This window comes from Lentzea sp. NPDC092896 (genome assembly GCF_044754905.1).
GTDB lineage: Bacteria > Actinomycetota > Actinomycetes > Mycobacteriales > Pseudonocardiaceae > Lentzea.
This window is the reverse complement of sequence record NZ_JBIVPX010000004.1, coordinates 632,476-653,475: the sequence shown is the minus strand read 5'-3', so window position 1 is coordinate 653,475 and position 21,000 is coordinate 632,476. Positions and strand designations below refer to the sequence as shown.

Annotated in this window: 24 protein-coding genes; 15 read left to right on the top strand and 9 right to left on the bottom strand. The window is 70.1% G+C overall.

Annotated features, from left to right (window positions below; genetic code table 11):
- Positions 1-52: 52 nt before the first annotated feature.
- Both ACIQF0_RS24035 and ACIQF0_RS24030 read left to right on the top strand, forming a co-directional pair.
- Entirely contained in the window at positions 53-238 is a 186-nt protein-coding gene (locus ACIQF0_RS24035) for a hypothetical protein (protein ID WP_330273531.1), read from the top strand.
- A complete protein-coding gene (locus tag ACIQF0_RS24030; RefSeq protein ID WP_401032670.1) occupies positions 225-1,145 on the top strand; it encodes a YihY/virulence factor BrkB family protein in 921 nt (306 codons plus the stop codon). The genes ACIQF0_RS24035 and ACIQF0_RS24030 overlap by 14 nt, the downstream gene beginning before the upstream one ends.
- Here the strand turns inward: ACIQF0_RS24030 and ACIQF0_RS24025 are convergent.
- The gene (locus tag ACIQF0_RS24025) at positions 1,116-1,481 is read right to left on the bottom strand and encodes a hypothetical protein (RefSeq protein WP_360046799.1); all 366 of its coding nucleotides are present in this window, start codon (positions 1,479-1,481) and stop codon (positions 1,116-1,118) included. The two genes, ACIQF0_RS24030 and ACIQF0_RS24025, sit on opposite strands and share 30 nt — an antisense overlap.
- A gap of 136 nt (positions 1,482-1,617) precedes the next feature.
- On the opposite strand from ACIQF0_RS24025, the gene ACIQF0_RS24020 reads away from it, so the two are divergent.
- Complete coding sequence (locus ACIQF0_RS24020; RefSeq protein WP_401032668.1) at positions 1,618-2,292, top strand: GNAT family N-acetyltransferase; 675 nt, start codon at positions 1,618-1,620, stop codon at positions 2,290-2,292.
- Here ACIQF0_RS24020 and ACIQF0_RS24015 read toward each other — a convergent pair.
- The 3 genes from ACIQF0_RS24015 to ACIQF0_RS24005 form a co-directional block, all read right to left on the bottom strand.
- Positions 2,289-2,504 carry a hypothetical protein gene (locus ACIQF0_RS24015; protein ID WP_360046797.1) on the bottom strand — a complete coding sequence of 72 codons (216 nt, stop codon included), beginning with the start codon at positions 2,502-2,504 and terminating at the stop codon, positions 2,289-2,291. The two genes, ACIQF0_RS24020 and ACIQF0_RS24015, sit on opposite strands and share 4 nt — an antisense overlap.
- Positions 2,501-2,659 (bottom strand): hypothetical protein, encoded by a 159-nt coding sequence (locus tag ACIQF0_RS24010; RefSeq protein WP_401032665.1) that lies wholly within the window; start codon positions 2,657-2,659, stop codon positions 2,501-2,503. Before ACIQF0_RS24010 ends, ACIQF0_RS24015 begins: the two co-directional genes overlap by 4 nt.
- An 85-nt stretch (positions 2,660-2,744) precedes the next feature.
- Complete coding sequence (locus ACIQF0_RS24005; RefSeq protein WP_401032663.1) at positions 2,745-4,001, bottom strand: helix-turn-helix domain-containing protein; 1,257 nt, start codon at positions 3,999-4,001, stop codon at positions 2,745-2,747.
- Positions 4,002-4,098: 97 nt separating this feature from the next.
- Between ACIQF0_RS24005 and ACIQF0_RS24000 the strand changes: the two genes are divergently transcribed.
- A complete protein-coding gene (locus ACIQF0_RS24000) occupies positions 4,099-4,854 on the top strand; it encodes an EI24 domain-containing protein (protein ID WP_401032662.1) in 756 nt (251 codons plus the stop codon).
- Here the strand turns inward: ACIQF0_RS24000 and ACIQF0_RS23995 are convergent.
- Together ACIQF0_RS23995 and ACIQF0_RS23990 are read right to left on the bottom strand one after the other, a co-directional pair.
- A complete protein-coding gene (locus ACIQF0_RS23995; protein WP_401032660.1) occupies positions 4,844-6,808 on the bottom strand; it encodes a beta-propeller domain-containing protein in 1,965 nt (654 codons plus the stop codon). The two genes, ACIQF0_RS24000 and ACIQF0_RS23995, sit on opposite strands and share 11 nt — an antisense overlap.
- Positions 6,809-6,864: 56 nt before the next feature.
- A complete protein-coding gene (locus ACIQF0_RS23990) occupies positions 6,865-7,671 on the bottom strand; it encodes a S1 family peptidase (protein WP_401032658.1) in 807 nt (268 codons plus the stop codon).
- A gap of 169 nt (positions 7,672-7,840) precedes the next feature.
- Here ACIQF0_RS23990 and ACIQF0_RS23985 point away from each other — a divergent pair, with 169 nt between their 5' ends.
- The 7 genes from ACIQF0_RS23985 to ACIQF0_RS23955 all read left to right on the top strand — a co-directional run bounded on the left by ACIQF0_RS23985 (position 7,841) and on the right by ACIQF0_RS23955 (position 16,796).
- A complete protein-coding gene (locus ACIQF0_RS23985; RefSeq protein WP_360046791.1) occupies positions 7,841-8,215 on the top strand; it encodes an FKBP-type peptidyl-prolyl cis-trans isomerase in 375 nt (124 codons plus the stop codon).
- A gap of 141 nt (positions 8,216-8,356) precedes the next feature.
- Positions 8,357-8,887: a YbaB/EbfC family nucleoid-associated protein gene (locus ACIQF0_RS23980; RefSeq protein WP_401032655.1), complete on the top strand. Its 531-nt coding sequence runs from the start codon at positions 8,357-8,359 to the stop codon at positions 8,885-8,887.
- A gap of 35 nt (positions 8,888-8,922) precedes the next feature.
- Positions 8,923-9,231 carry a type VII secretion target gene (locus ACIQF0_RS23975; RefSeq protein ID WP_360046789.1) on the top strand — a complete coding sequence of 103 codons (309 nt, stop codon included), beginning with the start codon at positions 8,923-8,925 and terminating at the stop codon, positions 9,229-9,231.
- Entirely contained in the window at positions 9,231-14,036 is a 4,806-nt protein-coding gene (locus ACIQF0_RS23970; protein WP_401032653.1) for a hypothetical protein, read from the top strand. Before ACIQF0_RS23975 ends, ACIQF0_RS23970 begins: the two co-directional genes overlap by 1 nt.
- Before the next feature lie 7 nt (positions 14,037-14,043).
- Entirely contained in the window at positions 14,044-14,904 is an 861-nt protein-coding gene (locus ACIQF0_RS23965; RefSeq protein WP_401032651.1) for an immunity 49 family protein, read from the top strand.
- A gap of 16 nt (positions 14,905-14,920) precedes the next feature.
- Positions 14,921-15,766 carry an immunity 49 family protein gene (locus ACIQF0_RS23960; RefSeq protein WP_401032649.1) on the top strand — a complete coding sequence of 282 codons (846 nt, stop codon included), beginning with the start codon at positions 14,921-14,923 and terminating at the stop codon, positions 15,764-15,766.
- Between the two features lie 130 nt (positions 15,767-15,896).
- Entirely contained in the window at positions 15,897-16,796 is a 900-nt protein-coding gene (locus tag ACIQF0_RS23955; RefSeq protein ID WP_401032647.1) for a hypothetical protein, read from the top strand.
- Here ACIQF0_RS23955 and ACIQF0_RS23950 read toward each other — a convergent pair.
- Entirely contained in the window at positions 16,793-17,314 is a 522-nt protein-coding gene (locus ACIQF0_RS23950; protein WP_401032645.1) for a hypothetical protein, read from the bottom strand. The two genes, ACIQF0_RS23955 and ACIQF0_RS23950, sit on opposite strands and share 4 nt — an antisense overlap.
- A gap of 53 nt (positions 17,315-17,367) precedes the next feature.
- On the opposite strand from ACIQF0_RS23950, the gene ACIQF0_RS23945 reads away from it, so the two are divergent.
- Positions 17,368-17,913: an HdeD family acid-resistance protein gene (locus tag ACIQF0_RS23945; protein ID WP_401032644.1), complete on the top strand. Its 546-nt coding sequence runs from the start codon at positions 17,368-17,370 to the stop codon at positions 17,911-17,913.
- On the opposite strand, the gene ACIQF0_RS23940 is transcribed toward ACIQF0_RS23945, so the two are convergent.
- Positions 17,855-19,024: a glycosyltransferase 87 family protein gene (locus tag ACIQF0_RS23940; protein WP_401032642.1), complete on the bottom strand. Its 1,170-nt coding sequence runs from the start codon at positions 19,022-19,024 to the stop codon at positions 17,855-17,857. The genes ACIQF0_RS23945 and ACIQF0_RS23940 overlap by 59 nt on opposite strands.
- 156 nt (positions 19,025-19,180) lie before the next feature.
- Here ACIQF0_RS23940 and ACIQF0_RS23935 point away from each other — a divergent pair, with 156 nt between their 5' ends.
- The 3 genes from ACIQF0_RS23935 to ACIQF0_RS23925 are packed head-to-tail and all read left to right on the top strand — an operon-like array spanning position 19,181 to position 20,825.
- Positions 19,181-19,765, top strand: coding sequence for a DNA-binding protein (locus tag ACIQF0_RS23935; RefSeq protein ID WP_401032640.1), 585 nt, complete (start codon positions 19,181-19,183; stop codon positions 19,763-19,765).
- Positions 19,766-19,792: 27 nt separating this feature from the next.
- Complete coding sequence (locus ACIQF0_RS23930) at positions 19,793-20,449, top strand: RES family NAD+ phosphorylase (RefSeq protein WP_093596775.1); 657 nt, start codon at positions 19,793-19,795, stop codon at positions 20,447-20,449.
- Positions 20,450-20,453: 4 nt separating this feature from the next.
- Positions 20,454-20,825, top strand: a complete 372-nt coding sequence (locus tag ACIQF0_RS23925; RefSeq protein ID WP_401032638.1) for a hypothetical protein — start codon at positions 20,454-20,456, stop codon at positions 20,823-20,825.
- Here ACIQF0_RS23925 and ACIQF0_RS23920 read toward each other — a convergent pair.
- The gene (locus tag ACIQF0_RS23920) at positions 20,818-20,976 is read right to left on the bottom strand and encodes a hypothetical protein (RefSeq protein WP_401032836.1); all 159 of its coding nucleotides are present in this window, start codon (positions 20,974-20,976) and stop codon (positions 20,818-20,820) included. The genes ACIQF0_RS23925 and ACIQF0_RS23920 overlap by 8 nt on opposite strands.
- Between the last annotated feature and the right edge of the window lie 24 nt (positions 20,977-21,000).

Below are 21,000 nucleotides of genomic sequence, written 5' to 3'. Positions count from 1 at the left end.
TCGCCCTTGAACAAATGGGTATCCGCAGCTCAACCACTTAGGAGGTGGACACATGCTGGCCATCATCGCCGCAGTTTCGTTCGGCCTCGCGCTGATCCTCGATCTGGCGAAGGTCGCGCTCGGTGACGTGATCACCGTGAACACGCTGATCGTGCTCGGGTTGTTGCTGCTCGCGTTGCACCTCGCCGGTGTCGGCACCGGCACCCGGTCCTTCGGCTGGCGCCGTGCCCGCAGGTAAGACCGTTGAAGGCCCCACCAAGCTGCCGAAAGGCGCTTGGTGGGGCGTTCTCAAACGGACGGTCAAGGAGTTCAACGACGACAACCTGACGGACTGGGCCGCGGCGCTCACCTACTACGCCGTGCTGTCGCTGTTCCCCGGGATCATCGTCCTGACGTCCGCGCTCGCCCTGCTGGGCGACACGACGACGCAGGAACTCCTCAAGTACGTCGACCAGGTCGCACCGGGTGAGGCCGGCAACCTGGTGAAGTCGTCCATCGAAGAACTGCAGAAGAGTCAGAACGCCGCAAGCCTGCTGGGCATCATCGGTCTGCTGACGGCGCTGTGGACCGCGTCGGGCTACCTCGGTGCGTTCATGCGCGCGTGCAACGCCATGTACGACGTGGAGGAAGGCCGGCCGTTCTGGAAGACCGTGCCGCTGCGGCTCGCGTTGACGCTCGGCGCGGTGATGCTGGTGTCCCTCACGCTCGGCGCGCTCGTGCTGACCGGCGGGATCGCGGACACCGTCGGCGAGGCCGTCGGACTCGGCGACACCGTGGTCACCGTGTGGGACATCGTGAAGTGGCCGGTCATCCTGCTGCTCGTCAGCCTGGCGTTCGCGGTCCTGTACTGGGCCGCGCCGAACGTCCGGCAGCAGGGCTTCCGCTGGGTCAGCCCCGGCAGTCTTCTCGCGATCGTGCTGTGGGTGCTCGCGACCGTCGGTTTCGCCGTGTACGTCGCGAACTTCGCGTCCTACAACAAGACCTACGGCTCACTGGGCGGCGTGATCGTCTTCCTGGTGTGGCTGTGGATCTCGAACATCGCCGTGCTGCTCGGCGCCGAGCTCGACGCGGAACTGGACCGCGGCCGGCGGATCACCGAAGGCGAGCCGGACCCCTCACCCGAGCCGCGTGATCTCGCTCGGTAGGTCCGCCTCGACCGCCGTCCACACGCCGTCGGGCCCGGCTTCGACGCGCTCGCTCGTGTCACCGGGGACGAGCACCCACAGCTGGTCCTTCTGGGACAGCCACACCACGCCGATGCCGTCCGCCCGCGAACTCGTCGCGTACTCATAGGACTTGCGGAACACGTCACCGCCGTTGCGGTCGGTCACCCGCACCTCGCTCGCGCTCTCGGCGTGCGCGACGAACTTCCCGCTCGGCGACTGCTTGGGCGCGCCCGGCCGGGCGAAGCGGTCCTCGCGGTCGCTGCCGCAGCCGGTGAGGACCAGGAGCAGGGCGGCCAACGCCGCCAAGGCCCTCATGAGAGGTCGCTGCGCGAAATGCGGTGCGTCATACCGCCAAAGGTAGCTAGCGTGATCTTCCATGCGGAGTGTTCTTGAAGAGTTTTACGACTCTGTGCCCCGACCGGGATCTCGCGTTGAGGAACACGGCGAGCTGGTGCTGTTCGTCCAGGCGGGCGACGGTTACCCGTACTACGCGCGGCCCCGGTTCCCCGGCGGGCAGCCGACGGTGGCGGACGTGCTGAAGGTGCGGGAGCGGCAGCGCGAACTCGGTGTGCCCGAGGCGTTCGAGTGGGTGCACGAGACGACGCCGGGCCTGCTCGACGTCGCCGTCGAGGCCGGCTTGGAGGTGCTCCAAGCGCCGTTGCTGGTGCTCGATCCCGAGAAGCTGCCGGAACCGCATCCGCACGTGCGCGTGCTCGACACACGGCCCGTCGAGGTGTCCGTCGTGGCGGAGCTGGCGTTCTCCTCGCCGGGCACGGCAGCGGGTGAAGCCGGTGTGGCGGAACGGGACGCGGCGCTCGAAGGCGCCGTCCCGATGAGCACCCGGCACCGTCACGCGGTCGCCGACCTGCCAGGCGAGGGCGTACTGGCGGTGGGCACCGCGCAACGGGCGGGTGACGTCGTGGAGATCGCGGGCATCGGCACGTTGCCGGCGGCACGGCGACGTGGCCTCGGTGGTGCGGTCACGGCGGAACTGGCGCGCGATGCCCTGGAACGGGGCGCCGAGCTGGTGTTCCTGTCTGCGGGAAGCCTGGAGATCGCGCGGGTCTACGAACGCGTCGGGTTCCGCAGGTTCGGTACGGCCTGCATCGCCTCGCCCGCTGGCTAACGGGGCATCGGCACGCGGTACAGGCAACCGACGCACGGCATTCCAGAGGGCTGGGAGAGCAGTTCGGCCTCGCCCTCATGGATGAGTTCGCCGCAGTACGCGGTCAACGCGAGCAGTGTGTCGTCGTCGGGCACGGGTACGAGGTGGCACGTGCGTTGTGTCTCGCCTACGACACCCGCACGCTTGCGGACCAGCAAGACAGGCATGCTCATGCCTTCACCTCGGCGTCGTCCACCACACACACGACGGCGTGCGTGGTGGCGTAGAACTTGAGCCGGTAAGGGCCCGAGCTCTGCTCTGCCACTGCCGCGCAGAACCTCTCGGTGACCTCTTCCGAGCGCGGCGTTCGTTCGGCTAGGTCGATCACCCCTAGATCGTGCGGGCTGCCCCGCGAAATGGGCAGGGTTCTATACGATTTGCGGGTGCCGTATGCGGAACTCGCATACGGCTGGCTACCGGAGCTGGGCCGTGAGCTCGGCGATCGCCGGCGTCGCCGCCCACGGTCCGAGCCTGGCCAGCTCGTTCACGATGAGCTGCGACCCCGTCACACGGGCCAGGTCCAGTGCCGCGAACCCCAGTTCGACGGCCTGGTCGACGTCACCGTTGGCGGTGTGCGCGTAGGCGAGGGTGGCCGTGTGCACGCCCTGCTCCCACTGGCAGACGCTGCCCCACCGCGGCATGAGCTCCGTGTACGCGTCGATGGCGCGCCGGTGGTCGGAAAGCGCGACCATGCTCGCGGCCCGTTGCATCTGGACGTGCAGGTCGGTGAAGCAGTAGCCGATCGAGTACTCGTCCGTGAGCGGCCGTTCCACGTTCTGCACCAACGCCTGTGCGAGGTCGAACCGCCGCATGCACGCGTTCTGACCCGCTCGGGCAAGACCGCGTGCCTCCTGCCGCAACGCCATCGCGCGCACGACCGGGCTCACCCCGGTCTCGCGCTGGGCGGCCCGCGCCAGGCCGATGACGCGGTCGTCGTCGCCGTCGGCCTCGGCGAGCTGGCTCATCCGCACGTAGCAGTACGCGACGACGTCCCTGTCGTCCGCGGCCTGGCCCTGCTCCAACGCCCTGGACGTCCACGCGCCGGCGTTGCGCAGGTCGCCGACCTCCTCGAACAGCCAGCCGTAGAACTCCGCGTACATCGCGCCCGTCCCGAGCAACCGACGGCGGATCTCGCCACGCGCGTTGCGGCGCAAGGCGTCGATGACGTCGTACATGCTGCGGACGGCGGGCATGAGGGCTCCGGTCGCCCGCCAGTTGTGCGCGTCGTTGACGATCCGGCGCAGCACGAGCAGCTGGCTCACCGCGTCGTCGTTGTCCGCGCTGAAGACGGCGGAGGCGCACAACGCCATCAGCGCCTTGCCCTCCATGCCGACGACCAGGTCGCCGGAGGGCACCGGCACCGTGCGGTCGGTCAGGCCGAGCAGGTGGGCGGGGATGCCGAGCAGCCGTTGCAACGTGCGCAGGACGCGCATGTCGTAGGCGATGTTGCTGCCCGACTCCAGGCGGGAGATCGCGGACTGGGAGAACCCGGCCAGCGTGCCCAGTTCGTCCTGACGCAGGCCGTGCGCCTTGCGCGCGATCGCGACCACGGCGCCGGGCGACTCCGCGGCGACCGCCTCGCGCACGTCCCTCGACTCCCAGATGGACGGCGGCAGCATCGGCAGCGGCCCGTCCGGGACGACGACGGCGTTCCTAGCTGGGTTGCTCAACCTCAACGCCTCCCGCACTCGGACCGCCATCATGCCGCGCCTCGCGAAATCACTCCACCTCGTCTCAACAGGGCACGAAACCGACTATCCTGCGCGCGTGATCAAGGACTTCGGTGCCGGTGTCGGTTTGCTGCTGCGTGGGTTCAGCCTGGTGTTCAGCTCGCCCAAGCGCGTGCTGATGGGTGCGTTGCCCGCGGTCATCACGGCCGTGCTGATGATCGGCGGCTGGGTGCTGCTGGTCACGAACATCGACTCGATCGCCGGATGGCTCACCGGCTTCGCGGACTCGTGGAGCGACACCTGGAAGAGCGTCGTCGAGGTCGCCGTCGGAATTTCGGTGATCGCGGCCGGGCTCGGACTGAGCGTGCTGCTGTTCACCGCGATCACGCTCATGATCGGCGGCCCGTTCTACGAGTACATCTCGGAAGAGGTCGAGGACGAGCTCGGCGGCGTGCCGGAGGCGGAGCAGATCGGCTGGTGGCGCGGGTTCCTGGTGGGACTGCGCGGCACGCTCCTGCTGGTCGGCACGTCGATCCTGTTCGCGATCCCGTTGTTCTTCTGCGGGTTCATCCCGATCATCGGGCAGACCGTCGTGCCGGTGCTGGCCGTGCTCATCAACGGCTACCTGCTCGGCATCGAGCTGACCGGCATCCCGTTCACGCGCCGCGGCCGGACGTTCAAGCAGCGCAGGCAGATCCTCGCGACGCGCCGCGGCCTGGTGCTCGGGCTCGCCGTGCCGACCTACCTGCTGTGCCTGATCCCGCTGGCCGCGCTGGTCGTGATCCCGGCGGCGATGGCAGGCGGCACGGTGTTGTCGCACCGCCTGCTCAACGGAGACCGCGCTACTGCGTGAACGGCAGCCAGGCCTGCTGTGCCAGGCCGCTGCGCGCGTTGACCTGCACGCCCGCGTTGGAGATCGACCACAGCTGGTCGCCGATGACGATCGTGCGCCTCGGGCCGCCGTAGTTGTTCGGGCTGGACGGTTCGACGATCTTGCCGTTGTCGCGCAACTGGTTGCCCTCGACGCGCAGCACCAGCGAGGAGACCTCGGGACTCGACCGGTAGGCCGACACCGGGATGACGAGCGTGCCGTCCTGCGGCCAGAAGAGGAACGCGTGCGGGTCGAACTGGGCCTCTGAGTTCGAGTTCGGCAGGTGGTACTGCGCGAGTCGTTGCGGTGACGCGGGATTGGCCACGTCGAACAGCGACACCTGCGTGCCGGTCGTCCTGCCCTGCTCGGTCGCCTCCTGGCCGACGCCGATCAGCTTCCCGTCGCCCGCGGGGTGCAGGTAGGCGGAGAAGCCGGTGATCTTCAGCTCGCCCGTCACCCTGGGCTGCTTGGGATCGCTCAGGTCGAGCGTGTAGAGCGGGTCGGTCTGGCGGAACGTGACGACGTAGCCCAGCTTGCCGATGAACCGGACGCTGTAGATCCGCTCGTTCTTGCCCAGCCCGCCGACCTGGCCCACCTTGGCGAGCTGGTTGCCCTCGCGGCGCAGTGTCGTGACGAAGCTCTCCGACGGCGCGGGCGCGATGTTCTGCTGCGGCACCACGTCCGCGGGCATCCGCCAGCAACAAGGGCCTTCGGTGCCCGTGGTGGTGGCGACGCGGAGGACGCCCTCGTACTCGGACAGCGAGTACTGGTTGAGCAGCGTGCCGTTCACGTCACCGGAAGCAACGTGCTTGGGCGGGCCGGGGTTGCCGATGTCGAACTGGTGGATCGCCGTGGTGATCGGGCGCTGAACCGGTGGCCTGGAAGGAAGTTCCGGCAGCAACCGGTGGTCGTCGGCGATGTAGAGGCTGCGGTCGGTGCCGTAGACGGTGTCGCCGTCGGCCACGATCGAGACCGGCTGACCGGTGCCGAGCTGACCGGAGAGCTCGAAGGTCAGCACGGTCAGCATCGACGTCGCGCTCGGTGCGGCCGGACGGCTGACGTTCGCGCAGTCGACCAGGGTTCCGCTCGACTTGGCGCCGTTCTCGGTGAGCTCGTAGCGCGGCAGCCACGACCCGATGGGCTCGTTCTGCAGGATCTCCTTGTTGCGGCGCAACGATCCTGCTTCGTTGGTCGTCTGGTCCGGGTACACCCACGGCAGGCGCGGCTGCGAGCGGACGACGACGCGGGCGGTGCCGCCGATCTGGCGGGCGTCGAGGTAGAAGCCGTCGGTCTTGAGGCTGCTGATCTCCTTGAGCCCCTTGAGGTCCACGAGGACGAGCTCGGTGGCGGTCTCCGGCGCGATCGACGGGCGGTCGGGCGGCAGCGACGGCTTCATCATCGGCACGGGGCCGTCGGCGACCACGAGTGCGCGGTCGCCGGAGACCAGCAGCTGGCTCGCCCGGCGCTCACCGAGGTCGACCGTGCCGGTGATGGTCTTGGACGCGACGTCGATGACGCGCAGCTTGCCGTCGGCGATGGAGACGACGCGTTTTCCGTCCGTCTTCACGATGTCCGGCTCGTCGACGCCCTGCTCGTGGACGTTCGTCGTCGAGTGGCCCTGCTGCTGCGTGGGCGGAGTGGCGGCGGTGGGAGCGTCGGGCACGCTCTTCTGCGCGACGCCCGCGCTGTTGTCCGTCGCCGAGCTCTCCATGGTGAGGAACCGGTGGCCGCCGAGGCCGTACGCACTGACGTACGGGGACATGGCGCGGCGCAGTTCGGTCAATGCGTTGTCACATGAATCGAACGCGACAAGGCGCACCGGCCCGTAGTCCACGATCGGTGGTGGTGCGAGGGTCTCGTCCCGCACCGCGGAGCTCACGCTCACTCCGGCGACGACCAGCACGGCGGCGCCGGCCAACAGCTTCTTGCCGTTCATGTCTCCAGGACGTAAGCGAGGCCGGAAAGGGTTGCCCCTTCCCGGCCTCACGTTTTTTACAGCTGTGCCTGGATCTGTGCCGCGTAGGTGGAGACGCGGGTGTAGACGCCGGGGTAACCGGCGGCCGCGCATCCCTCGCCCCACGACGTGATGCCGATCAGCTTGCCACCGGCCACGAGCGGGCCACCGGAGTCGCCCTGGCAGGTGTCGGTGCCGCCCTGGGCGTAACCGGCGCACACCATGTGGGTGGCCTTGTAGTCGCTGCCGTACGAGCTGGTGCAGCTGGAGCTGCTGGTCAGCGGCACCGTGGCGCGCAGCAGGTAGCGCGAGGCCGAACCACCGGAGGACGTGGTGCCCCAGCCGAGGATCGTCGAGCTGGTGCCCGCGTTGTAGAGGGCGCTGTCCGCCGAGGTGGCGAACGGGATCGGGGTCTGCGACAGGTTGCGATCGAGCGTGAGCACCGAGACGTCGTAGCCGAGGGTGACGTCGCGGTAGCTCGGGTGGATCCAGATCTTCGTGACCCGGGCGACGGTGCCCGCGGTGGAGTTCTTGTCGTCGCGGCCCGCCACGACCCGGACCGCGGACGCCGAGTCGCCCTCGGTGCAGTGCGCGGCGGTGACGACCTTGTTGGGAGCGACGAGAGTGCCGCCGCAGTACTGGAAACCACTGCTCGTGGCGAGGTAGACGACCCAGGGGTAGGTGGACGTGCTCGCGCGCGTGCCGCCGACGATCTGGGTGCCGAACTCACCGTCGGTGGCCGGAGTCGGAGCTGCTTCGGCCACGCTGACGCAGGCCATGGACAGCGTTGCCGCCGCCAGTGCCGCGCCGAGCAGTGACCGGAGGCGGTGCAGGGTTGCCGCCATGATCATCTCCTTCTTCTGTTGTGTCCCCCGGCCGCGGGGCCGGTGGTGATTAAAGAAAGACATGAGGACTCCTGGCCGGGTAGGGCTGGTCCGCGTAGGCCATTCGGCCGCGCCCGCCCCCGCGTGATTGGATCGAGCGCGAACAACCCCGTTCCGAGAGGAAGTTGTGATGGCCCCCACGAAGCCTGAGGTCGACCCGCACGACGGCCCGGCGCCCGCCGACCTGCTGATCGAGGACATCACCGTTGGCGACGGTGCGGAGGCCACGGCCGGTCAGTTCGTGTCCGTGCACTACGTCGGTGTGTCGCACTCGTCCGGTGAGCAGTTCGACGCGTCCTGGGACCGCGGCGAGGCGTTCCAGTTCCCGCTCGGCGGCGGCCGTGTCATCCAGGGCTGGGACCAGGGCGTCCAGGGCATGAAGGTCGGTGGCCGCCGCAAGCTGGTCGTCCCGCCGCACCTGGGCTACGGCGCGCGCGGTGCCGGTGGCGTGATCAAGCCCAACGAGACGCTGATCTTCGTCGTCGACCTGCTGGGCATCAACTAGCACGTGACTCAACGGCGTCCCACTGGTCCGATCAGTGGGACGCCGTTGGTCTGCACAGCCGATTTGACCTCATGGTGGAACGAGATCGGATCCGGCTGCGTCATCCTTTGAGTCCGCCGCCGCTTTGGGAGGGAATCACCGGTGCCCGAGGACATCGCCGGATCCGAGCAGATGCTCGCGAACTGGAACCAGAACATCCAGGAACGCGCCGCGCGCTATCAGGAGATGGCGACGCGCGTTCAGGGGATGACGATCTCCGAGCGGTCGCAGGACGGCTCCATCGAGATCCTGGTCGGGTCCAACGGGATCCTGCAGAACCTCGTGATCAACGAGTCCGCCTCCGGCAAGCGCATGTCCGAGGTCAGCGGCGAGATCATGAAGCTGCTGCAGCGCGCGCAGTCCCGGATTCCCGAACTGCTGCAGGAAGCCATGGCCGAGACCATCGGCACGCAGGACGAGACGGCCAACGTGCTGTTCAACGAGGCCAAGAAGAACTTCCCGGCGCCGCCGGCCGAAGAGCCGACGCGCACGCCGTACGACCGCAACGAGATCAACTTCCGGGTGGAGGACGAAGCACTGCCTCCGCCCCGCCCGACCCAGCCGCCTCCCCCGCGCCGCCGGCCGCCGTCAGACGATGACGACGACTTCGGCGGGGAGTCCGTGCTCTCCTGATCTTTCTGTCCGCTGCTCGAACTTGAGGGGGTTCGATGACTTCCGGTGGTTTCAACGTCACCTCGGACGTGCTGGAAGCGCACGCCAAGGCCTTGGAGGGCCTGCACGGGCGACTGCAGGGGGCAGTGGACGCGGCGAACACCGTGTCGATGCCGACTGACGCGTACGGGATCATCTGCCAGCCGTTCCGGATGTTGCTCGATCCGGTCGAGCAGTGGGGCATGGACGCGTTGAAGGGCGCGGCGGAGGCCATGGAGGCCACCGCCAAGAAGGTCACCGAGACCGCGAAGCACTACCAAGAGGTCGAGGACCAGATCACCCGCACGCTGAAGGGTGGCGTCTGATGTCCTCACCGAACCCGTTGGTGGCGCAGGCCCCCGCCGAACCGTCCGGCTTCTTCAACGCCGGCACCGGTGACAACGGCTGGGCGACCGGCTTCTCCATCGCCGACTCGGCGGTGGACGCGTACAAGGGCATCTCCGAGGGCAGCTGGATCGAGGGCGGCCTCGGCGTCGTCGGTCTCGTGGCCGACGCCGCCTCGATGGCGATCGACCCGTTCGGCACGCTGCTGTCGTCCGCGGCCTCGTTCCTGATGGAGCACATGCAGCCGTTGAAGGAGGCGCTGGACTGGCTGGCGGGTGACCCGCCGGTGATCCAGTCGTACTCGACGACGTGGGGCAACGTCTCGCAGGAGCTCGGCAAGATCGCGGGCGACTACAAGGCCGCCGTCGACGGCACCGGTTCGTGGACCGGTGGCGCGGCCGACGCCTACCGCAAGGCCGCGGGCGAGCAGCTGGACGCGTTGTCCGGCGCGGCCTCCACCGCTGGTTCGGTCGGCACCGTCGTCGGTGTGATGGGCATGGTCGTCGGGTTCGTGCGCGAGATGGTGCGCGACCTGATCGCCGACCTCGTCGCGAAGCTGATCACTTGGGTGCTGGAGGCCGTGTTCACGCTGGGCTTCGGCACGCCGGTGATCGTGGCGCAGGCCGTGACCGCGATCTCGAAGTGGGCCACCCGGATCGGTGAGCTGATCCAGAAGCTCATCAAGACCATCAAGAAGGTCTCGCCGCTGCTGGGCAAGCTGGTCGAGATCTTCACGAAGATCATGAAGGTCGTCGGCAAGCTGGTCGGCAAGGTGACCGGGCTCGACGTGATCTCCACGAAGTCCATCAAGCCCGGTGGCCTGTTCCACAGCACCAACGCTCCGGACCTCTCGCCGTCTTCTCCTGGCTCGCCTTCGTCTCCGGGTTCGCCTTCGTCTCCTGGCGGGTCGCCTTCTTCACCGTCCTCTCCGGACACTTCGCCGTCCTCGCCCTCTTCGCCTTCCTCACCGTCCTCTCCGGACAGTTCGCCGTCGTCTCCTTCCTCGTCCTCGCCGCCGGGGTCGCCTTCCTCGCCGGGGTCGCCCTCCTCGCCGTCGTCACCTTCTTCACCTTCGTCGCCGGACGCGCCTTCGCGTGCTCCGGACAGCTCGTCGCCCTCGTCCGCGCCGTCGCCTTCCCGCGCCCCGGACAGCTCGGCGCCCGACGCCCCGTCGCGGGCCCCCGACAACGCCTCGGCTCCTTCGGCCCCGCGTTCGCCCGACAGCTCTCCCGGTTCTCCCGGCTCGCCTTCGTCACCGGCGGCCCCGAGCGCCCCGCACACCTCGTCGACCCCGGACGCACCGGCGCCGGCCCGCAACACGGGCCAGACCGTCCAGTCCTCGGTGGCACCGCCGGAGGCACCTCTCCGCCCGGACGCCCCGCAGGCCCCCACCCGCGCCCCGGACACCTCCCCGTCGTCGACGCCCTCCCAGGCGGGCCCGATGGGCGGCGGCGCCCCGAACGCCGGTGGCGGCGCACCGTCGTCCCCCGCGGGAGGCCGTCCGCCGACGGGTCCCGGCCAGGGCTGGACCGGTACCCCGGGCAGCCGCGGCGACCTGGGCTCCAGCGCCCCCGCGCCGCGCTCCCCCGACATGTCGACGTCGGCGTCCCGCGCGGACGCCCCAGCCCGTCCGACGTCGATGCCGAGCGCACCGTCGTCCCCGTCGATGCCGTCCTCCCCTTCGGCACCTTCGATGCCTTCCGCGCCGTCGGCGCCTTCCGGCGGAATGCCTTCTGGCGGCGGCGTGCCACACGCCCCCTCGGGCGGCGCCCCGCACAGCCCGTCGACCGGCGGCCCTTCGGCCGGCTCGCCGAACGCGGCGCGCCCCGACGCGACTCCCCCGAGCCGCGCCACCACCCCTTCGGCGGCCGCACCGCACGCCCCGTCCACCCCGACCATGCCGCCGGCGCACAGCCCGTCGGCGGGAGCACCGCACGCCCCCGCGGCAGGCGGCCCGTCCGCGCCGAACGCCCCTCGCGGCGACGCCCCGATGCGCCCGCAGTCGTCCGCACCGACGGCTCCGAACGCACCTTCGGCCCGCACGGACGCCCCGAACGCACCGTCGTCACGCCCGGACGCACCCCAGGGCCGCCCCAACACGGGCCCGTCCGGCCCGCACGGCGGACCGTCGCGCCCTGACGGACCGCACGGCAACACGACGCCGTCGTCACGTCCCGACGCACCGCACAACGGCCCGTCCGCACCAACGCGCCCAGGCTCGCCGAACGCACCGCACGCACCGAATGCACCGCACGGCGGCCCGAACGCACCGCACGCTCCCAACGCGCCACATGGCGGCCCCAACACGCCCCACGGCGGTCCCAACGCGCCGCACGGCCCGAACACGCCTCATGGCGGCCCCAACGCGCCCCATGCACCTAACGCGCCGCACGGCCCGAGCGCGCCCCACGGCGGCCCGAACGCACCGCACTCGCCTAACGCACCGCACTCGCCTAACGGACCGCACTCGCCTAACGGACCGCACGCACCTAACGCACCCCACAGTCCAAACACCCCGCACGGCCCGAACGCGCCCCACGGCGGCCCCAACGCACCGCACGCGCCCAACGCACCGCACGGCGGCCCCAACGCGCCCCACGCGCCCAACACTCCGCACGGGCCCAACGCGCCCCACGGCGGCCCGAACTCGCCGTCCCGCCCGGACGCGCCCCACGGCGGTCCGTCACGTCCCGACGCCCCCCACCGCCCCGACGCACCGCACCGGCCCGACAGCCCGTCCCGCCCGGACGGCAGCGGCCCCGGCAACCGTCCCGACGGCACCCGCCCTGACGGTTCACGTCCCGACGGTTCACGTCCGGACGGCTCGCGTCCCGACGGCACCCGGCCCGACGGCTCACGTCCCGACGGCACCCGGCCCGACGGCACCCGCCCGCACACCCCGGACGGCCCCCGCCACCGCGGCACCGACACGGCCGAGGCCCCCCACCGCGCCCCGGACAGCACCCACCCGGAAGCCGCGAGCCCGAACCGTCCCGACGCCGGCACGCCTCACCGCCCGGACGCCGACGCGCCCCACCGCCCCGACGCGGACGCGCCGCACCACGGCCCGGACGGCGACAAGCCGCACGACAACACCCCGGACAAGCCGCACGACGGCGACCCCGACAGCCCGAACCACCACGACCAGGACGCCCCGCCCGCGGACCGCCCCTCCCCGGAGGAGGCGCACCAGCGGCACGCCGAGACCACCCCGTCCGGCGTCTCGCACCACGGTGGCGACCCGGACATGGGCGACCTGCCGCACCGCGTTCCCAACGACCCGCGCTACTTCACCGCGGACGTGCACGTCACCCCGGACGGCAGGGCCCGCATCGGCGGCCACGACTACACGCCGAAGGAGTACGCGGACATGCTCCGCCGCTCCGGCTACGACGGCAGCAAGCCGGTCCGCCTGATCGGCTGCGACGCCGCCAGCAACGACTTCGCGAAGCAGCTCTCCAAGCACCTCGACGCGCCCGTGCTGGCCCCCACCAAGCCGGCCTGGACCGACGCCAACGGCCGTGTCTTCACGAGCGACCCCGAGATCCGTCCCGACGGCACCCGCCAGCCGAAGATCCCGCCGAACGGCGAGTGGGAGACCCACCACCCGGACGGGTCGTCCACGAAGACCGGCGACGACGGCTTCGCGCCCGGCACGCACGACAAGGACAAGGACCTCGACCCGACCGACGCCAGGGACCGCGGCGACGACGGCAACGGCAAGCGCCACATCGATCCCGAGCCCGTGGAGATCGAGACGCGCAACCCCAAGGCGTCGATGGAGGAGAAGGTCAACGACCCGGACTACCGGAAGAAGTACTACCTCGACGAGGACGCGCAGGGGCGTACCCCGCGCAAGGACCAGAACGTCGTCGACGCCAACGGCGATCCGGTGCCGCCCGTGCGCAAGCAGGGCGACGAGTACGTGTTGTCCGAAGACCAGACGCCGATCCCGCCGGACTTCCACAAGGACAAGGTGGACAGCTCCCGCGGTGACGACGTCGACCCGGAGCTGAGGCGCGAGAACCAGGACCTCGTCGACGAACGCCGGCAGGAGAACCAGAACCAGAAGGACGCCGAGACCAGCTCACCCGAGGAGAAGGCGGCCCAGGCGCGTCTCACCAAGATCGGCGAGGAGCTCGGCGACCGGGCGGGCATGCACTCGACGCCCGAGATCTACCCCGGTCCGCCGCCGCCCTCCCGGATCGACCCCGGCCTGCCCGGCAGCGGCCGGTTCGACCAGGTGTGGGAGACCGGCGACGGCAGGCTCGTCGTCGTCGAGGCGAAGGGGCCGAGCGCCGGCCTGAACAACGCGCTCAACGGCGACAACGTCCTCGTCAAGCAGGGTCACGACACGTACTTCGAGAAGATCGCCGAGGAGATGCGCGACCGCGAGCTCTCTCCCAAGGCGGAGAAGAAGATGCGTGCCGACCTCGAGGGCCAGGGCATGAGCAAGACCGACGTGGACCAGGCCGTCAACGACCTCAAGGCCGCCTACCTGCGGGAGAACGAGCTCGGCGACCGTCTGCTGACGGCCAGCCGGGACCCGAACCACCCCGGTGTCGAGTACGTTGTGACGCAGGCCAAGGTCAAGGAGATGAGCCTCGACGACTACCTCCAGAAGCACCACGCGGAGGACGTCAAGGACCTGACTCCGGAGGAGCTCGACGCCTACAAGCGCGAGCACGGCTACAACGACAAGTACCCGGGCGGACGCGTGGACGTCTACGACGGTTACGAGACGAAGCACTTCAAGATGAAGTGGCAGACGGAAACCGAGGAGTGAGCCCCAGGTGGTCGAGGTCAGCCGACACGAGGTCGATCCGGACTGGTCCGCCAAGCAGCTGGCCAAGATCGAGCGGCGCATCGAGGAGACGGTCGACTCCCTCGAGAACGTCCGCACGATCGCGCTCAGCGGGCTGATGAGGGACGCGCTGGCCCACCTCGGTCACCGGTGCGCGGTCGACCCGCTGGGCAGCAACGGCGACACCTGGGACAGCCTGCTCTTCGCCGCGGAGGTCGGCGCCGCGATCTACGCCGTGGCCACGGCCGAGGAAGGCGCGCAGGTCGAGATCACGCTGCGGGGCAAGCAGATCCCGGTCACGGCGACGGGTCCCGTGTACTTCGCGTCCGGTGGCACCTGGCTCACCACGAACTACCTGGCCGCCATCGCCAGGGATGTCGCGAAGACGGAACAGCTGAGCGCGGTGCCTCTTGAGGTGCTGCGCGCCTCCGGCAGCGAAGAGCCCGACTACGTCTTCCTCATGGTCGACATGTTCCAGAAGTTCAACCTCCAGCAACCCGGCGTGCACGAGGCGCTGAACGCTGCGCTGAAGGCCACCGGCCCGGACGAGATCGACCCGGTGCACCGCGAGCACGTGCGCGTCGTCGCCTTCCCGCAGCTGAACCTGTTCCACAACATCATCAACACCGGCCAGGAGCAGCAGTTCAACCAGGCCCTCGCGGAAGCGCTGGAGTTGTTCAAGGAACTCTGGTCGACGGAGGAGAACGAGGAGTCCCCGAACGGGTACGTCGCCATCGGCCCCCTCGGGCTGGCGAGCGTCGCGCACGACGCGGGCATCCCCATCGAGGTCACGTCGGAGTACCTGCCGCCGTACCTGTACAACGGCTCCTGGACGCACGAGGGCCTCTGACCGACCGGCCACCACGATGCACGAAATCCTCAGGCACGAGATCGACGTGGAGTTCGCCCGCGCTCAGGTGGACACGCTCCAGCGCCTGATCGCGTCGGCGCTGGAGGACGTCGAGTCGGACCCGGACGCGCTGAGCGCCGCGCGCAGGCGGGCGCTGACGCGCTTCGAGTACCTCACCGCGCTCGACCCCGCCGCGGACGAGGAAGAGACGTGGCAGGCGGCCGTGTTCGCGTCCCAGACGGCGAACGCGGTCTTCGCCCGCACGTCCAAGTCGGAGGACTTCGTCCGTTACCGGCTGGGCGACCGGGAGTACCGGTTGCCCGTGCTCGGCCCGAACCACCACGCCACCCCGGTCGACTGGCTGACCGCGGCCTGGCTCGCCATCATCACGCGCAGCGAGCAGCGCGTCGCCGAACTGTGCGCGGTCGGCAAGTACACGTTGCTCGGCAGCGGCGCGAAGGTCGAGGAGTACGTCGGCCCCTGGGTCGACACGATGCAGCGCCACCTCCGCGGCGACCAGGTTCCGCCCGCGTTGCTCGAGTCCGTGATCGACCTGACCGATCCCAGGCGGGCGAGGTTCGCCTCCGGCGACTTCATGCTGCTCGTGGCGTACCCGCCGGTGAACGTCCTGTTCCGCGTCCTGCGCGGCGGGCCGGAGGACTTCACCGACGCACTGGTGCAGGCGACCAGGGCGCACCGCGACCACTGGCGTCAGGCGGGCTTCGCGGACAACCCCGACGGCTTCGTCGCGCTCGCCTTGCTCGCCGTGGCGATCCGTGGCAGGGACAACGGGTTCCCGGTCGAGGTCGAGTCCGGCTACCTGCCGGAGAACCTGCTGAGCGGAGCCCTGTCGAACCGCTGACCGGTGGAACCGCAGGGCCGGACACCCACTCAGAGTGGTGCGAACGGCGTGGGGTGTACGACCGGCCCGCGCGCGTCACGGCAGCCCGATAAGATCAGCGGGCTTTCACGGGGAGAGGGGCGAGGACCACATGAGCCAGCCGGCTACACCGCTGAGCGAGCAGGACCAGCAGCAGCTGGTGCGGCAGATCGGCCGTGCCATGCTGCCTGCCGTACCGCAGGGCTGGCAGCGCATCCGGGCCGAGTACCGGGCCGCGGGCCGGCACATCGAGGTCGACCTGGCGTTCGCGGGGCCCGATGGCCAGCTGCGACCGGTGCGGCCACCGATGGACGTCGTGCAGATGTTCGGGCACCTGCGCGGGGGCATGTACCACCCCGAGCGCGGCACGTGGCTGAGCGCGACGTACGAGATCGAGGCGCCGGCGGCGTTCACGGTGGACTTCAACGCCGAGGACGAGCCGCGCTGGCGGAACGCGCCGCCGCCCATCGGTTTCCGCGACGAGCTCCAGACGTTCCCGCGGCCGGACCGGATGATCCCGGACTGGTGGCGTCAGCGCGTCGGCCTGCCGCCGCTGCCCGCGCCCGAGCCGGAACCCCAGCAGCCGCAGCAGGAGTACCAGGTGCCGGCCGCGCAACCGGACCAGCCGCAGGCGGGCTCGGACGAGCTGCGCACGGCTCGCGTGTACGACGGCAAGAACGACGACGGCCGCATCATCGTGAACCGTCAGCCGGTCGACCCGCAGCTGCTCGACGGGCTGCTCACCTACCTCGAGTCGGCGCCGGTCGTGCTGGCCGCGCGCAGCTACGACCTCGACGAGTTCTCGCAGAGCGGCGAGCAGGACGTGCCGCTGAACTTCCGCACCGACGGCACCTGGATCTGGGCCGGCGCCGTGCCGCACTACCTGCGCAAGTACGGCCTGCCGCCGGAGCCCGAACTGGTGGCGCACGCGGCAGCGCGTGGCTTCCAGGTCGCCGAGGTGAACGAGCAGACGCAGGACCGGGCAGTCACGATCATCACGGGTCAGGGCTAGTCGAGGGTTTTGAGGTACGCCTCTCCCCGCGGGGAGAGGCGATACCCCACCCGCAGGGACTCGGTCAGTCCCTTGGCCTTGAGCTTGCGGACGTCCGCCTTGAACGGCAGCTTCTCGCGGCCCATCGAGGCGGCCAGGTCCGCCGCCCGCACCCCGGGGTTCGCCGCGATCAGCCGCAGCAGCGCCAGGGCGGCCTCCGTCAGCTCCACTCCGTCCACATCGGACGACGAACGCAGCTCGACGCGCGGATCCTCGCCCGCGAAACGCAGGCGGATCCGGTAGAGCGAGCCCTCCCGTCCCTCCACAGAGGACTTCAGCGCGGCGACGGTCGGAAACCCGGCCGCCAGCGCCTCGGCACGGGTCACCCGCGACACGACCTCGATCTCGTCGATCGAGAGGACGCCCAGCGACGTCCGCAACCTCCCGCCGGCGCGCACGGTCGGCCGTTTCCACCGCCGGAACTGGAGCGTGATCTCGCCGGATCGGATGCGTTCCCAGTCAGCCACTCGGATCAGCACCGGTCGAGGGTCTCAGGTTGCCGAGCCCAGCAACAGCCGAGACGATCCTGAACATGCAACGGTGGTGGCTTTTCACGGTGCGCGGGGTGTTCGCGGTCCTGTTCGGCCTGGCCGCTCTGGTCTGGCCGGGCCTGACACTGCTGGCGCTGATCATCCTCTGGGGCGCCTACGCGCTCTTCGACGGCGCGATGATGCTGTACCTGACGCTGACCCACAAGGAGTGGCCCGCGCGCTGGGCGCTCGGCCTCATCGGCGTGCTGGGCCTGGTCACGGGCTTGATCGCGTTGTTCTGGCCGGGCATCACGGCGACCGCGCTGCTGCTCCTCATCGCGGCGTGGGCGCTCGTCACGGGCGTGCTGCAGATCGTCGACGCCATCCGCCTGCGCAAGGTGATGACGAACGAGTGGTTCTACGTCGTCACCGGCGCGCTCACGGTGCTGCTCGGCATCATCCTGATCGTGAACCCGGCCGCGGGCGCGCTGGCGTTCGTGATCACCATCGGCGTCTTCGCGATCCTGTGGGGCGTGGTGCTGGTGCTGTTCAGCCTGCGGTTGAAGCAGCTCGACGGCGGTCTCGCACAACCCGCACCGCGAGTGTGACCAGCACGGCGACCCCGACGAACACGTAGAGGTTGCCGATCAACTGCTGCCACCACGCCCAGTTCCGCTCGACGTCGTTGTCGCGCGGGAAGAGCCAGTGCGGCCCGATCGCGAACACCGCCACGACCGCCCACGAGGCCCAGTGACGGCGCAACGCGGGCCGTGAGAGCAGCACGAGCGCGGGTGCGATCCAGATCCAGTGGTGCCCCCACGACACGGGCGAGATCAGCAGCCCGCCGATCGCCACGACGAAGAACGCCTCGACGTCCCCGAGCTGCGAGGCCAGCCACCACACGGCCGCCACGACGAGCAGCGCCAGCACGAGCCACACGCCGACCTGGGCGCCGTTCTCCAGGCCGAAGCGGGCGAGCGTGCCGCGGATGGCCTGGTTCGACGCGTAGGTGAGGCGCCCGACGCGGCCCGGATCGAGCAGCGCGTGCGTCCAGTACTCCTTCGCGTCACCGAACGAGATGAGGAACCCCAGCAGCCCAAAGAAGAAGAACGAGCCGATGGACACGAACACAGGCTTCCACTGCCGTCGGGCCACGAAGTACAACGCGAAGAACGCCGGCGTCAGCTTGATCGCGGCCGCGAGCCCGATCAGCGCGCCCCGAGGCCACCAGCGCGTGCGTTCCAGCAGGCAGTCGGCCATCACCAGCAGGCCCAGCAGCAGGTTGATCTGACCGAACCACAACGTCTCGCGCAACGGGTCGAAGATCGACGAGACCGCCGCCGCGCCCAGTCCCCACTTCACCGCCTCCGGTCCCCAGCCGAGCACGCGGCCCGCCGCGATCAGGCACAGCCCGGTGAGCATCGCGAGGTTCGCCGCGGCCACCGCGAAGATCGCGACCCCGAGCGGCACGAGCGCCAGCAGGCTGAACAGCACGGCGGCGATCGGCGGGTAGGTGAACGGCAGGTCGGGGCCACCGAGAGGTTTCGCGAAGCCCTCGACGTAGAGCGGGATGTCCTGGAGGAACGCCGCGCCGCCGTTGCGGTAGACGCGCAGGTCGAGCGACCACCCCGGCGGGCGGAACAGGACGTAGGCGATCGTGGCGACCATGACGGCGGCCCACGCCACCACGACCCGCTTGGCGGTGCGGTCGAGCTGCATCCGGGAATGGTATCGATGTGCCAGATGAGGCCCACGTCACCGGTCCGGACCGGGAATTCTCACGTAGCGTCGTCGCGTGAGCGCGCAACGTCGAACGTTTCCGGTTGAGCCGTTCGTAGGGCGCACAAATGCGCACGCACGGGATATTCTGTGCGCATGAGTCCTGCCCTGGAGACGGTGCTGGCCAAGGCCGGCCTGCAGGTGAGTCCCGACGAGTTCCTGGCCCTCGTGACCGACGCGGCACGAAGGCTCGCCCCGCCACACCCGGAACCGGCCACGTACTTCACGCCGGACCAGCAGGCGGCACTGACCGACGTGGGCCTGGACCTCTCGCCGGCCAGCCCGTCCGACGCGAAGCCACGCACCCGCACGGTCGTGGCCCACGCGGTGCTGCGCGACTCGGCGCTGACCGTGAACGAGGCCGCGCGCCAGCTCCAGGTCGACACGAGCCGCATCCGGCACCGCCTGGGCGTCGGCAGGCTCGTGGGCTGGAAGGACAGGGGCAGCTGGCGCCTGCCCGCGTGGCAGTTCGCGGGCACCGGCGTGCTCCCGGGCCTCGAAACCGTCCTGGCGGAGATCCCGTCGGACCAGCCGGCGCTCGTCGTCGCCGCGTTCATGACCACCCGCCAGGAGGACCTGCCCGTCGACGGCAAGCCCGCGACCCCGCGCGAGTGGCTCCTCGCCGGAGGAGACCCCCGGCGCGTCGCCACCCTGGCCTCCACGCTCGGCACACCTGCCTGAGCGTTCCCGAACACCGACAGGACCCGAATGTCACGGCTTCCGCAGCCGCCTGCCCCTGCCGTGCTCCAAGCACACCTGCGCCGCACCGAGGACGTGGTGGCGGTGCACCGGGCGACCCGCCTGGTGCGCGTGTTCACGGCGAAGGGCTCCCACCCGCAGCGCTGGAACACGTTCCGCTACACGGGCCCGCTCCCCCACGCCCGCTTCGACGCGCAGCAACCGGCCGACGACGGCAGCCCGGTCCAGGACCACGAGAACGGCGTCCTCTACTTCGGCCTGTCCGTGCGCACGTCGATCGCCGAGGTCTTCCAGGCCACGTCGATCGTCGACCGCCGCACCCGCTCGCCGTTCCTGGTCGTTCTCCGGCCGCGCCGCACGCTGCGGCTGCTGGACCTGGGCGGGTTGTGGCCGACGCGCGTCGGGGCCTCGCAGGAGATCTCGACCGGGCCGAAGATCGTGACCCAGGCCTGGTCGCGGGCGATCCGGGCGGCCTATCCGGAGCTGGACGGGCTTTGGTACCGGTCGTCGATGGACTCGGGCGACCCGGCGATCTGCCTGTGGGACCCGCCGGGGGCCTCCGGACTGCCCGCGGCGCCGGACGTGTTGCTGCCGTTGGACCATCCGGGTCTCGATCTCCCGTTGGCGCGTGTGTGCGAAGAGCTCAACTACACGTTGCTGGGGTGATCACGTGGAGCCACGCGAAGGTATGAGCACGCGGATGCCGTCGGGGGCGGCCGACGCGCACCGGCTCGAAGCGTGGACCGTCGAAGGCGACCTGCTCGGCTCGTGGGAGGGTGCGGAGGCCTCCGCGGTCCTGGCACTCGTCGCGAGCCTCCCGACCGGAGAACCGGCACGGTGCTTCTCCCCCGGATACGCGATCTGGGCGCACACGGCCGACGGCCAGGCGCTGTTCGACCTGGAGTTCTGCTTCGAGTGCTTCTGGGTGGGAGTGCGGGAGGCGGGGGAACGGCAACGCCTCGTGGCGTTCGACGCCGACTCCCCGCCGGCCCAGGAACTTCTGGCCCGCTTCGAGGCATTCACGTCAACCGAGCTCAGCTAGCTTCCGCCCGCATGGTCACGTACAGCTGACCGTCCGGGAACTGGTCAGCAACGCGGTGGGCCCAGCGCAGAGCCAGAGCGGTCTCACCGACGCCCGCTGCGCCGTCCAGTGCGGAGATGACCACGGCGCCCGAGTTGGCGCGAGATTCCAACCGCGCCGGACACCGTGTTCTCGT

Coding starts and splice junctions, on each gene's coding strand:
- ACIQF0_RS24035 (WP_330273531.1), top strand. CDS start 53: ATGCTGGCCATCATCGCCGCAGTTTCGTTCGGCCTCGCGCTGATCCTC.
- ACIQF0_RS24025 (WP_360046799.1), bottom strand. CDS start 1,481: ATGAGGGCCTTGGCGGCGTTGGCCGCCCTGCTCCTGGTCCTCACCGGC.
- ACIQF0_RS24015 (WP_360046797.1), bottom strand. CDS start 2,504: ATGAGCATGCCTGTCTTGCTGGTCCGCAAGCGTGCGGGTGTCGTAGGC.
- ACIQF0_RS23995 (WP_401032660.1), bottom strand. CDS start 6,808: ATGAACGGCAAGAAGCTGTTGGCCGGCGCCGCCGTGCTGGTCGTCGCC.
- ACIQF0_RS23990 (WP_401032658.1), bottom strand. CDS start 7,671: ATGGCGGCAACCCTGCACCGCCTCCGGTCACTGCTCGGCGCGGCACTG.
- ACIQF0_RS23985 (WP_360046791.1), top strand. CDS start 7,841: ATGGCCCCCACGAAGCCTGAGGTCGACCCGCACGACGGCCCGGCGCCC.
- ACIQF0_RS23975 (WP_360046789.1), top strand. CDS start 8,923: ATGACTTCCGGTGGTTTCAACGTCACCTCGGACGTGCTGGAAGCGCAC.
- ACIQF0_RS23970 (WP_401032653.1), top strand. CDS start 9,231: ATGTCCTCACCGAACCCGTTGGTGGCGCAGGCCCCCGCCGAACCGTCC.
- ACIQF0_RS23960 (WP_401032649.1), top strand. CDS start 14,921: ATGCACGAAATCCTCAGGCACGAGATCGACGTGGAGTTCGCCCGCGCT.
- ACIQF0_RS23955 (WP_401032647.1), top strand. CDS start 15,897: ATGAGCCAGCCGGCTACACCGCTGAGCGAGCAGGACCAGCAGCAGCTG.
- ACIQF0_RS23945 (WP_401032644.1), top strand. CDS start 17,368: ATGCAACGGTGGTGGCTTTTCACGGTGCGCGGGGTGTTCGCGGTCCTG.
- ACIQF0_RS23940 (WP_401032642.1), bottom strand. CDS start 19,024: ATGCAGCTCGACCGCACCGCCAAGCGGGTCGTGGTGGCGTGGGCCGCC.
- ACIQF0_RS23935 (WP_401032640.1), top strand. CDS start 19,181: ATGAGTCCTGCCCTGGAGACGGTGCTGGCCAAGGCCGGCCTGCAGGTG.
- ACIQF0_RS23930 (WP_093596775.1), top strand. CDS start 19,793: ATGTCACGGCTTCCGCAGCCGCCTGCCCCTGCCGTGCTCCAAGCACAC.